The sequence below is a fragment of the Klebsiella sp. 28 genome (assembly GCF_018223905.1).
Classification (GTDB): domain Bacteria; phylum Pseudomonadota; class Gammaproteobacteria; order Enterobacterales; family Enterobacteriaceae; genus Klebsiella; species Klebsiella pneumoniae.
Window position 1 is genome coordinate 39,228 of record NZ_JAGRQY010000090.1, and the last position, 12,001, is coordinate 51,228.

The 12,001-nt window shown below is 60.9% G+C and carries 7 protein-coding genes and 1 pseudogene; all 8 read right to left on the reverse strand.

All coding sequences use genetic code 11. From position 1 onward, the window contains the following. Positions 1-72: 72 nt before the first annotated feature. The 8 genes and pseudogenes from KHQ28_RS16010 to KHQ28_RS16045 all read right to left on the reverse strand — a co-directional run bounded on the left by KHQ28_RS16010 (position 73) and on the right by KHQ28_RS16045 (position 11,995). On the reverse strand, positions 73-1,074 hold the full coding sequence (locus KHQ28_RS16010; RefSeq protein ID WP_004181503.1) for a glycosyl hydrolase family 8: 1,002 nt from the start codon (positions 1,072-1,074) through the stop codon (positions 73-75). 11 nt (positions 1,075-1,085) lie between these two features. Further along, complete coding sequence (bcsD, locus tag KHQ28_RS16015; RefSeq protein WP_002921529.1) at positions 1,086-1,562, reverse strand: cellulose biosynthesis protein BcsD; 477 nt, start codon at positions 1,560-1,562, stop codon at positions 1,086-1,088. Beyond that, the gene (locus KHQ28_RS16020; protein WP_032418285.1) at positions 1,562-5,614 is read right to left on the reverse strand and encodes a cellulose biosynthesis protein BcsC; all 4,053 of its coding nucleotides are present in this window, start codon (positions 5,612-5,614) and stop codon (positions 1,562-1,564) included. Before KHQ28_RS16020 ends, bcsD begins: the two co-directional genes overlap by 1 nt. Then, positions 5,611-8,037: a cellulose biosynthesis cyclic di-GMP-binding regulatory protein BcsB gene (gene bcsB / locus KHQ28_RS16025; RefSeq protein ID WP_032418284.1), complete on the reverse strand. Its 2,427-nt coding sequence runs from the start codon at positions 8,035-8,037 to the stop codon at positions 5,611-5,613. The genes KHQ28_RS16020 and bcsB overlap by 4 nt, the downstream gene beginning before the upstream one ends. Next, positions 8,034-10,145, reverse strand: a complete 2,112-nt coding sequence (gene bcsA / locus KHQ28_RS16030) for a UDP-forming cellulose synthase catalytic subunit (RefSeq protein WP_004186066.1) — start codon at positions 10,143-10,145, stop codon at positions 8,034-8,036. The genes bcsB and bcsA overlap by 4 nt, the downstream gene beginning before the upstream one ends. Before the next feature lie 19 nt (positions 10,146-10,164). Then, positions 10,165-10,957, reverse strand: a pseudogene (locus tag KHQ28_RS16035) (cellulose synthase operon protein YhjQ/BcsQ). A 1-nt stretch (position 10,958) separates the two neighbouring features. Then, positions 10,959-11,498, reverse strand: a complete 540-nt coding sequence (locus KHQ28_RS16040; protein ID WP_032418283.1) for a cellulose biosynthesis protein BcsO — start codon at positions 11,496-11,498, stop codon at positions 10,959-10,961. A gap of 317 nt (positions 11,499-11,815) precedes the next feature. After that, the gene (locus tag KHQ28_RS16045; protein ID WP_032418282.1) at positions 11,816-11,995 is read right to left on the reverse strand and encodes a hypothetical protein; all 180 of its coding nucleotides are present in this window, start codon (positions 11,993-11,995) and stop codon (positions 11,816-11,818) included. Positions 11,996-12,001 lie beyond the last annotated feature (6 nt).

Consider the following 12,001-nt stretch of genomic DNA (forward strand, 5'->3'; position numbering starts at 1 on the left):
TGAGACGTTCCCATTCTACCTTCTCAGCCCGCAGGCATACGGGCGGGGAAGGCGGCAAATCAATCACCGTATTTAGCGCTGATCCTGTTTCGCCAGCCAGACCAACAGCTTGAGGCTGGCAGAGTAATAATCATCCTTGTCGTCAATCTGCGGCGCCTCCTGCGGTTCACCCAGCGTCAGATCGCGCACCGCCAGCAGGCCGCCGGCCATATACCAGGGAGCCACCTCGTTGGTGCTGACGTTGATCCACGCCGGGGTTTGCAGGCGCGGGTAACTCTGCATCCAGGCCTTCCAGGGCGCGAGCAAGGCGCTATGCGGATCGGCCCACGAGAGATACAGCGGGATACGGATCGCATCGAAACTCATCCGCGGCGGCCACTCTTTGGCTGGCAGCATCTTGCCATCCGCCCGCAGCGCCACCCAGTCGCTGGGTAGATGTGATTTCCCCCAGCCCATCTGCCCCAGCAGCGCCTGTCCGTCGCTCTGCAATGTCCGCCAGGCGGTGAGATGCGTCCGCTCCGCGAAGGCGCGCCAGGCCGGGAAGATGAAATAGGAAGGGTTAAGGTTCAGGTGATCATTGAGGTTGAACCCTTTCACGCCCGGGAGCATTACCTGGCGACCGGCGAAAGACACCACCGTAGACTTCAGCAGGGCGGCGGTGATGGCGTCAGAGGCAATCGCATAGCGCTTATCCTGCCACTGCTTTTGCGCGCGCAGCAGCGCCCAGGCGATCAGGGTATCGCCATCGGAGGCGTTGTTTTTATCGGCGATAGGGTCCGGCGCCACCGGGTTATAGCGCCAGTAAAACAGCCCGTTAGACTTGTTGCGCAGGGTGTTGTCCGTCCACTGCCACAGCTTGTCGAACGCCGGACGATCGTTATTCGCCACCGCCAGAAGCATGGCGAAGCCCTGACCTTCCGTATGCGACACATTGCCATTGGCGGTATCAATGATACGACCATCCGGCATCATAAAACGGGCCTTATAGCGCTCCCAGGCCGTATCCGCCCACGCCCTGGGCACCAGCATCACTACCGTCGTCACTATCACCGCCACTAAAGCACGCAGGGGCATAAATTCACTCTTTATGGATGGTAGTAGAGAAACTGAACGTCAGAGACGGAGAACACCCGCTCACGCTGCAGTATCACGTGGGCACTGCCTCCCTGACTCTGCAGCCAGCGAGAATATAACCCCTCGAGTATGGCACAGAACGCGTTGCACCAGCGCACGCGCCCCGCTTCGTCGCGGCTGACCGGCAACGCCTGATGGCGCAGGCGCAGGCCGTCCTCACCGACATCGATGGTCACCACGCCCCAGTGAAAATGAGTCAGCAGCCGGTTGATATTGGCCTCCAGATCCCCCACCGTCTCCGACGCCGGCAGCGGATGGGTCTCCGCCAGCGAGGCGCCCATCTGACGCAGGAAGGGCTGGCTTTCCAGCTCGCCGGCATTATTTAGCATACCTTCGATCATAATAATCAACAGATCGAACCATCCGGCAGGCGTCTGCTGCTGCTGAAACCAGGTCATCACCACCGGGTTATTGTTCTCCGTCATCATCAATGATCTCCTAACATATAGCGAATATAGAGCCCAGCGGTGCTTTCGTTATAATCCCCGAAGGTGTCATAGCCAATCTGGCCCCCCAGGGTCATTTGTTTGTTGACCTTGTAATCCGCCCCGGCGCGCAGGGTATACCCTATGCCGCTCTTCGAGGTCGCGGAGTAGTAGGCTTCCTTGGCAAACCCATTGCTCACCGCCGTCTCCAGGGTCTGTTGCCACTCCGAATTGGTCGGGAAATAGGCGCTCTTATCCTGACTGTAAGACTGATAGCCCACCGAGCCGCCGAGCTTCATGGTCCAGTTATCATATTTCTCCGTCAGACTGACCGGCAGCGATACGCTGACGTAGTTTTGCGGACTAAAGTAGCCCCCCTGACCATAGGTGAAGTAGCTGAGGTTTTTGGAGTAATCCATATAGCTCATGCTCAACCCGGCCTGCAGCTGGCGGTATTCGTCATGGTAGGGACGAAGATAGACCCCGGCATTGGCGTTGATACTGGTGTTGCTGGCGACGTTCTGCCCCAGATAGCTGTATCCACCGCCGCCGACATAGAAGCCCGCGTCGCCGTCGTCATAGCTCAGCTGCAGGGTGCCGCCGTTTTTCGTCACCTGCCCCCAGGTTTTCCCGGAATAGGCGTCTTTCAGACCCACGTAGGAAAGCAGGCTGTCGGTTAGCGAGCGGCGTTCGCCGGTGAGGATCAGCGACAGATAGTTGGTCAGCTTGGGCGACCATTTCACCCCGCCGACTACGGTATTAAGATCCTGGCCCAACGGCGTGCTGCCGATATCGACCCGGTAATCGTCACCGCTTAACGCCAGCGCCAGTTCGACGCCGTTGGCCTTCTGCGAATCGGTCGAGCCGCTGGTCTGGTCAACGTTCGGCTTGCGGCTGGACGAAGAGAGATAGCTGGCCACCTGCCCCGCATCATAGCTCCCGAGCTTCGCCAGGTTTTCCATCCCGCTGTTGGTGGTCGGATTGAAATCTGCCGCGTTCAGGGTGCCGAGGCCGCTTAACGCCTCGGCCCCTGGATTGCTGGCGAAATAGGCCGTCCGCTCCGCCTCGGTCATCGAGGCGATCGCCGCCTGCTCGCTGGTGGCGGTACTCACCATGTTGGAGACCGCGTTAGCCAGCGGGTTGGCGCCGTAGCGACGCCAGGCGTCGCCGCTGGCGGTCCCGGCGTTCAACGACACCGGGGTGACGGTAAAGTCAAAGCGCGAGTCGCCAAACGGCGAGGATGACCAGGTCAGCGGCGTCCGGAGCTCCGTCAGCTTGCTGGTGCCCGATTCGCCGTCGCGTCCACGCACGTCCATTCCCCCCTGCAGCCAGCTGCCGGTTTTCTCCTGCAGCGACTCCATCATGGTGTCCACCTGACGCAGCATCCGCGTCTGGGCGGTGTCCACCGGCAGATCGGTGCGCTGGATCCCCGGCAGCGTGGAACCAGGCGCGGCGGCCGACTGGGCAACCTGCCACGGCATGTACTGCCCGTAGGCGGAGGCCGTCCGCGTCGGCGCCGACGTTTGCGACACGCCGATAAAGGGGTTATCCGCCGCCAGCACCCCGCCGACGGTCGGCGTTTCGCTACTGTTGGTGCTTTGCATGCCCAGCAGTTTGCCGCGGGCGCTGCGCAGATAGGTCATCGCCTGCTGATGATGTCCCTGGGCCTCCGCCACTCTCGCCAGCAGCAGCAGGCGATCCGGGGAGTTATCCTGGCGCAAACCGCCGGCCAGCTGTTCAGCGCGATCGTTGTTCCCCGCCGACAGCGCCACGTCGATGGCCCCGGCGCGCGCATCCTGGTTCGGCGTATCGCGCGTCATCAGGTAGTCATAGACCACCCCGGCCTCTTTGTTCATTTTGCCGCTCTGGTACAGCCGCGCCATGGCGAACATCAGATCGGTATTTTGCGGATCGCTTTGCATAGCGCGGATCAGCTTGTCATACGCCGCAGCGTAATTGCCCTGCTCGCGCAGGCGGTCGGCTTCGTTGATCACATAGCCATTGCGAATGCTCGCCAGCTGCGTCGGCGTACTGCTGGCCTGCAGCTGCGGATTGCTGATCAGGTTCTGCGCCTCGCCGGTCAGCCCGGCCTGATTCAGGACAGCGATCTGATCGGCGTAATCCCCGGCATTGCCGGATACGCCGCTGCTGATATTGTTGCGCACCAGCGAGACCGCGGTGGTCAGGTCGCCGCTCTCGGCCAGCAGACGCGCCAGCTTGCCGGCGTCCGCCGGGGCTTTTGGCGGCGTGGAGGCCATCGCCCGCAGGGTATTGCTGGCGGCGATGGTATTGCCCTGCGCCAGGTAGTTTTCGGCCGTCACCAACTGCAGGTTGTAGTTCACCCGCTGGCGCAAATCGCGCATGTCGCTGGTCTGGCTGCCGCCGGGAATGCGCGCCAGCAGCGTCTGCGCCTGCTGCCAGGCGCCGTTTTCGCTGGCAAACAGGGCGGCGGCATACAGCGCACTGTTGCTGGCGCCGGGGCGATAGGCCGCCGACATCAGCGAAGAGGCCTCGCTGCCGTTACCCGATTTTTGCAGCAGCCGGGCCAGGTCGAGGCGCAGCCAGGGATCGTCCGGATAGCGGGCGACGCCTTCGCGCAGGGTGGCAATGGCGCCGGCTGGGTTACCGCTGCTGACCTGCGCCTGGGCCTGACGGCGCAGGGCATCGCCCGGCATACCGGCCACCACCCGCGGCTGCAGTTTTTGCCGCAGGCTCTGCGGGAGCGTCTGCAGCATCGCCTGCGCCTCGGCGGATTTATTCTGCTCGCGCAGCACGTAATAGAGGTTTTCCCGCGCCGCCGCGTTCTGCGGATCGTCATTTAACAGTGAGCGCAGCGTTTGCTCCGCCTGGGGCAAATCTTTGTTGTGCCGCAGCACATCGGCGCGGAACAGCTTCGCCGAGGCGCCCTGCGCCCCGCTCTGCTGCGCCAACGGCGCGGAGAGCGCCAGCGCCTGGCTGATATTGCCCTGCTTATAGGCCTGCTGGGCCTGCGCCAGCTGGCCGTAGAACAGCGCATCGGCCGCCTGCTGACGACGGGTCGCCGAGGCGTCGCCGCCGAGGTCCGCGGCCCGGCTCAGATACTGCGACGCGGCCTGGTAGTCGCCGCTGCGCTGGGCGATATAGCCCATGCCCGCCAGCGCATCGGCATCCTGGGGGTTAGTCTGCAATACCTCTTCAAACTGCTGCTTCGCGGCGGCGGTATTGCCGCTGTTGAGGTTGGCGTAGCCCTGGCCGCGCGCCTGACCGCTGCGCCGTTCGCGAAAGTAATTCTGAACTTCGCTGTCCTGGGGATGCCGCTGCATCCAGGTGTCGTAATACTGCTCATCCCCGGCCTGCGGGCCCAGCCAGAGCAGCGCCTGGCGCAAGCCGCTGTCCGCCTCTTTATTGCCGCTGGCCATCGGCTCGAGCAGGGCGATCCCTTCCCGGCGAGTCTCTTCCCGCCAGGTTAACGCTTTGCCCAACGCCACCCGCGGGGCGTTCTCCTGCGGATGCTGCGCCACGTACTGGCGCAGCTCGCTGATAGCCTGCGGATAGAGCGATTTGTCGCTGGCCATGGTCAGGTAATATTCCGCCGCCAGCCCGGCAGGCGGCGTATTGCCATTGAACATGCTGCGCCAGGTCGCCAGCGCCCCGGGGATATTGCCTCCGCGCGCCTGCTGGCGGGCCAGGCTGAGCTGGCCCTGCGGCACCTGCGACATCTTTTTGGCGTTGTCCAGATCCTGTAATCCCGGGCTGTCAGGGGCCGCTTTCGCCAGCCGCGCGCGCCACTGCGCCGCCGCCTGCATATCGCCGCCCTGCTGCGACCAGAGCGCCATCAGATACAGCGCCTGGGTGTTGTTGGCATCCACCGAGAGCACCTTCTGCAGGGACTCCATCGCCAGCTCGTCATGAGATTTCTCATGCCAGTAGTTGGCCTGAGCGAACAGCGCCTGTAGCGCCGCGTCGTTCCCCGCCGCCAGCGCGCCGCCCGAGGCAGCGAGAGTCAACGCGCCGGTGAGGCAGAACGTGGTAAGCCGACGGGAGGTCTTCATCGTTATTATTATTTTTCTTTTCATTGGTTATCCCCCGAACCCAGACGCTTACGGGCGTGACGTTTAAACATCGCGGTCAGCGCCAGTCCCATTATCGAGGTGGCAATCAGCCCCAGCACCGCCAGGAAACCTGAGTGCTGGCTTGCATACCAGACCGCCATCATGTACCACGGCATCTGACCGCTGGGGAACGGCGTACTCACCTGGAAGCTGCGCACCCCGTTATCGCTGGTGATCACCGCGGTATCGCCGCGGATCCCGGCGTTAATGCGCGGCGATTCCAGATCGGTCTTCAGTCGCGCCAGCTGGTCATCATTGCTGGCCAGCGCCACCACCACCAGGCGGGTGGAATTCCACGGCGAGCGATAGCTGATGAACCCGCGCCAGGCGCTGCTCGACGAAAAGTAGCGATCGGCGTCGAGGCTGGCGGAAGTCCAGTCGCCGGTGAGCCGGCGCTGGACTTTTTGCCACAGGTCTGGCTCGCGGACGCTCAGCACATTATCTACCGGGCGATAGGGTGAGTCGGCCAGCAGGCTCTGGTTAAAGGCCTGCTGATCGAGAGCGGTGACCGCCAGCACGTCACGTTCACGCAGCGACTGCAAATCCCCCCCGCCGGTGGGCATCCCGAGCACGACGCGGTTATTCGCCAGCGCGGTGCCGGTCGCGTTCCCGGAGCGTGCCGCCAGATTCAGCAGGGTCGCCACCTGGGTTTCAGACGGGTCCGCCGGCAGCAGAAGAGTCGTCTGCGAATAGTCAGCCAGCCGCGAGAAGGGGAACGAGGCGCCGACAAAGTAGGAGAGATTGGGCAACAGCGAGAAGTGACGCGTCTTGCTCAAATCGATCCAGGAGTCGTCAGTGATCCGGCTCTTGATATTGTTATTCAGCAGCACCGAACACGGAACATCGTCCTTTGGCACCACATTGAAGTACATCGACAGCTGGTTATCGCCGTAAATCAGGTAGGGCGCCAGCGGAATGGTAAAGCGCTCCTGGCGCGCATCGCCCCCGAGGTAGCGCCAGACTTTCTCCAGCGGCCCCTGCTTGTTCATCGGCAGGTTGTTGAGGAAGGTGCCGTTGAGCGTGACGCTCAGCAAGGACTTGTCCTCATTAATCCAGCTTTCCGACGGGAAGCGGTAGCCAACCTGTAGCGGAATGGTCTCTCCATCCCACAGATAGAGATCGGGCGCGGCGCGGAAGGCGATACGTAAAGGTTCGTGCCAGACGCCGCTGACGGTCGGGCTTTGATCCTTACGCAGCAGCTCGCTGAGCTTGACCGGACGATCGGTGGGGATCCAGCGCGGGGCATCATATGCTTTGCCAACCGGGATGGTCTGCGGTTCGACATCCAGCGTCGCGGTTTGCGGCGCAAAGTTGCCGCGGGTTAACCGCCAGGCGGCCATGCGCAGCGCCGTATCGTTTTTGCCGACAATCAGCAGCAGTTTATAGGCCGGATTGGCGGGGTTGGCGATGATGCGCAGCAGCGGCTTATCGGTTTCCGGCAGCATCATGCCGCCCACCTGCTCCCCCGGATGGCCAATCACGATGCCGTGGCGTTCCGGCAGGCGGTCGCGCAGAGCGCTGAAGGCGATGCCGCGATAGTCCGCCTGGATACCCAGCCAGGAGGAGATCAGCGCCGCGGCGCTGAAGACGTCCGCCGACGGCTTGGCCCCATAGGCGACCGCAATGTCCGCCGGGGTCATCTGCATGCTGTCAAAGAAGGGCCGCGGGAAGTGGCTCAGGTCGTCGCTGATGTTCAGCTGCTGGCTTTCCCAGCTGAAATGCGACGTGGGCAGCACCGTCACCCGCGACGTATCATGAATGTCACGCTGGCACTGCAGGGTATCGCCATCATTGATCTTCACGCTCAGGTTATTGCTGGAAACCATCAGCGCGGGCGGAATATCCAGCTGATAATGGGAGACATCCTCGCCATCGGCGCCCAGCGGCAGCGTGCCGAGCGGTTGACCGTTGAGCATCAGCTGCAGGGTGGCGTTGCGGCTCGCCATCTCCGGCGATACGCGAACGGCAAGGCTGAGCTGCGAATGGATCACCACCTGATCGGCAGGCAGGGTAAAGCTGACCCCACCCTGTCGCTGGCCGCCGCTGAGGATAATCCCGTCCGGCATCCCCATCTGCGCCAGATTCAGATCGCCTCCCCAGACCGGAGCGACAGGAATGACCTCCGTCGCGGCCGTGCCGCTCACCGGCGGGGGTAAGTCCGGCATAACCGGCGCAGGGGCCGTCGCCGCCGCATCGCCGGCGGCTGCCGGAGAGGCGCCCTCCTCCGGCGAGGCAGCCGGAGGTTCGTCGCCTGGCTCGCTGTCCGCCGCGTCGTTGAGCTGCGGGAAGCTCAGCGGGGCAGCGGAGCCGGAGCCCGGTTCTTCACTGTGTAGCGCAGGCGCAGAGAGCATCCCTGCCAGCAGCGCCAGCGTGGTTAATCGCTTCATAACGTCCCATCCTCCTGCGCCGTTTTCGCCACTGTTGCCCGATTGCGCTGGCTGCGACGGGTTTTCCACGTCAGCCAGAACAGTTCGAACACGCAGCGTAAAATGGTGAAGAAGGAGCGGAACGGGTTATCCTGCGGGCGCGGCGGATTAATCCACGCATCCGCGCGGGCCAGCACCACGCGCACCAGTTCACGGCGGCGCGAAAGCGGAATATCTTCATCAAACTTGAGGCGCAGGAAGCGCTCGTCAGAGGTGACCAGCTGGGCCGGGATCGAGATAGCCCCGGACTGCAGGATCAGCTCAATCTCTTCGATGTCATCCTCCAGATGGCGATTATCAGGCGCGACCACGCGGCAGCCGCCCATCGACAGGTCCGCGGTATGGCTGCGCGAGACGATGCCGCTGGCGTAATGGATCACCACCGGAATATCGACATCGATACGAATGGTTTTTCGCACCTGCCGCGTTTCGCGCGCCACGGCAATCGCCGCCAGCAGGAAGATCAGACTGTAGATCCCCCACCCGACGTTGAGGGCGATAACGTTGGGATCCGAGCCAAAATAGTCATGGCCAATCGCCCGGACGATGCCGACGATCACCCCCAGGGCCAGCAGGCAGGCCACCACCAGGTGCGGGCGCACCACGGTGAAATCGAAGTAGCCGACGTCAAGCAGCCCCCCCTTATCGGTGACGTTGAACTTGCCGCGTTTGGGGAAAATCATCGTCACCAGGGTCGGCAGCACCAGGTGGAAGGCCAGCACAATATCGTAGATCTCCCCCCAGAAGCTGTAGCGATAGCGGCCGTTCATTCGCGAACCGACGTAAATAGCGAGGAACAGGTGCGGCAGGGCATAGGAGACGATCAGGCTCGCCGACGAGTAAATAATATTGAGGTTAAACAGCAGGTAAGCCAGCGGGGCGGTGACAAACACCACCCTGGGCAGCGCGAACTGGTAGTAGAGCATGGCGCTGAGATAGCACAAGCGCTGCTGAAAAGTCAGCCCGCGGCCAAACAGCGGATTATCGACGCGGAAAATCTGCGTCATCCCGCGCGCCCAGCGGGTACGCTGGATGACGTGCACCACCAGGCGTTCAGTAGCGAGGCCTGCGGCCAGTGGGATATCGAGAAAGGCCGACTTCCACCCCAGACGCTGAAACTTCAGCGCCGTATGAGCATCTTCGGTCACCGTTTCGACGGCGAAACCGCCGATCTGCGCCAGCGCCTCGCGACGGATCACCGCGCAGGAGCCGCAGAAAAAGGTGGCGTTCCAGTTGTCGTTCCCCTGCTGAATCGGGCCATAGAACAACATCCCTTCGTTGGGAATGTTGCGTCCGACGGAGAGGTTACGTTCAAATGGATCCGGGGAATAGAAGTAGTGCGGCGTCTGCACCAGAGCCAGCATCGGGTCTTTCAGGAAGCCGCCGACGGTGGCCTGCAGGAACACGCGCGTGGCGACGTGGTCGCAGTCGAAAACGCAGATAAGCTCCCCCTGAGTCAGGGTCAGCGCATGGTTAAGGTTCCCCGCTTTGGCGTGCTTGTTGTCATTGCGGGTGATATAACCCACCCCAACGTCGGCGGCGAAGACGGCAAACTCGCTGCGCTTACCGTCATCCAGAAGATAGATTTTCATTTTATCTTTTGGATAATCAATGCATTGTGCCGCCAGGACGGTATCGCGCACCACCTCCAGCGGTTCGTTATAGCTCGGAATATAGATATCGACCGTCGGCCACTTACTCATATCATCCGGCAGCGGAACAATGCCGCGCTTCAGCGGCCAGACCGTCTGCAGATAGTTAAGCAGTAGCATCACCCAGATATAGACTTCCGCCAGAAAGAGTCCCATGCCGAGAATAGCTTCAATGGACGAGTTGAAGTGCAGGGTCTGCGTGAGGCGAAAATACATGTAACGGGTGGACATCAGCAGCGACGTGACGACCATAATGACCGATACGCTGCGGCGCTTGCTGAAGCCCATCAGAAAGAGAATACCGATACTTAACAGACCAAAAATATACTGCTTTTGGCTGTCCATCGGCGTGATCACCACCAGCACGGCGACGGGTGACAGCACCAGCGCCAGCAACCAAAAAAGAGATTTTTTCATGCAGCAGCCCTGCAAAAAGTTAACGCCCTGACATGCGTGGCTGGCTGTGCACCGTGCCATCGCCAATATGAATACCCAACAGCGAAGATATTTTTTTAGCCATGATTTCAATATCGAAGGCCGCTGCCGAGGAAGCGTTAAAGTCCAGGATCGACTTCTGCGAGGCATTGGCCTCCACCACGCTTTCATCACGATGGATCACGCCAAGCAGTCGCTCGCCCAGTTTCTCTTCCATCAGGCTGGTGACGTCCCGGCTGACCTGGCGACGGCTATCGCTTTGGTTAATGACGAAATAGTGCCCGTGCTTATGATTCAGCGCCGCGCCGGTCAGGCGCTGCTTTTCTACGTGCGCCAGGGTCGACATCGAGGCGGTATCCGCCAGCAGCGGGATAAGATGCAGGTCCGCCAGCCCCGTCAGCGCCTTTAGCGCGGGCGAAGGTCCAGGGGGCATATCGGCGATGGTGATAAGCCCGGGATAATTAAGCAGCGCGGACAGACCGCGCTGGAGGAAATGGTCATTATGGGTCAGTTGCTCATCAAACGCCTGACGCTGCGCCTCACTCACTTCGCCATATGGCAGGACGAAAATATTACTGCCGGCGCTCAACACGCACTGGCTCCAGTCGTGCAGCTCCAGCGCCTTCGCCACATAGCCCCGCTCATCGTTCAGCGGTACGCCAAAATGCAAACGCAGCGCGTTCTGGACATCAAAATCCAGCGCCAGAACTTTGCTGCCCGTCCGCGCCAGCGAATAGGCTAAATTGGCCGCCAGGGTCGTTTTCCCTACGCCGCCTTTCGGTGAACAGACGCAAATCAACGGCATGTCGCGATCCTTTCCAGAAGTGATTTCAAAGGCTGGTCTTTATTTTTCGCCACCGGCTCCGCGCTTTTCGCGGCGAACAGGTGGGCATAGTTCTCAGCGGCGGGCGCGGGTCGGGGGGCCATTCTCGGCGGCGGCGCCATGGCCGGTTCCGACGCCGGAATTGAAGGCGCAGGGGTCAGCGCAGGCTCCTGCCTGACCGGATCCGGTGCGGCTGCGGCGGTCTCCACGACCGGCTGGGAGGTAGCAGGCGCGACCGAAGCGGCAGACACAACAGGATCAGAGGTTGGCGCCGCTGCTACGGCCGCCTCTACCTGGCGGAACAGATCCGCGGGCACCGACTGCGGCAACGGCGCGGAGACCGAGCCTCCCAGCGCCAGAGAAGAGGGTTTCTCGGCGCCGGGATTTAGCTGATTGAGGATCGCCCAATCGCCGTGTTCCCGCGTGGCGGCTTGCGAAGAAAGATCCTGAAAGTTGAGGTTTTGCGTCCGCGTTTTTTCTTGAAAGCGCTGCAGATCATCATAATGGTTCATTGATAACCTCATGATTTTAAAAATTTCATATTAAGTTTGTTGTTATTTTCTGGGTATATTAAAAATATCGTGACGCTTCTGGGATGTCAGATAACGCGCCGATGGTGACGTACCAATACACACGATTGACAGGGTTATAATAGTTTAGAATTTGATTTTCGGGATGATTCCACGGCAGAAGTATCGCTACACTAACATTTCCCTTGCAGAAGGGTAGCCCCATTTTTTAGGTATGCGTACATCCTTAACTTCCCGCAATCACCACGCTTCCCAGTCGTTTTTATATAAAAGTATTAGGTCATGATGAAATCATAGCGTCAGATCAGCGAAAGAATAAACCTGAACCATTTTAATTTCTCTTTAATTCTATAAAAATGGACTGAAAGGCTTATTTTTTCGGATAATCTACGAAGAATGCTCTGAGAGCGTGACATAAACTGCGGCAATATGCATAAGCGCCAGGTTTTATCCACGGCGGGAGAGAAGCTCCCGGCCATGGGACC

Excerpts from the sequence above, each read along its gene's own strand:
- KHQ28_RS16010 (WP_004181503.1), bottom strand. The coding sequence starts at position 1,074 with ATGCCCCTGCGTGCTTTAGTGGCGGTGATAGTGACGACGGTAGTGATG.
- bcsD (WP_002921529.1), bottom strand. The coding sequence starts at position 1,562 with ATGATGACGGAGAACAATAACCCGGTGGTGATGACCTGGTTTCAGCAG.
- KHQ28_RS16020 (WP_032418285.1), bottom strand. The coding sequence starts at position 5,614 with ATGAAAAGAAAAATAATAATAACGATGAAGACCTCCCGTCGGCTTACC.
- bcsB (WP_032418284.1), bottom strand. The coding sequence starts at position 8,037 with ATGAAGCGATTAACCACGCTGGCGCTGCTGGCAGGGATGCTCTCTGCG.
- bcsA (WP_004186066.1), bottom strand. The coding sequence starts at position 10,145 with ATGAAAAAATCTCTTTTTTGGTTGCTGGCGCTGGTGCTGTCACCCGTC.
- KHQ28_RS16040 (WP_032418283.1), bottom strand. The coding sequence starts at position 11,498 with ATGAACCATTATGATGATCTGCAGCGCTTTCAAGAAAAAACGCGGACG.
- KHQ28_RS16045 (WP_032418282.1), bottom strand. The coding sequence starts at position 11,995 with ATGGCCGGGAGCTTCTCTCCCGCCGTGGATAAAACCTGGCGCTTATGC.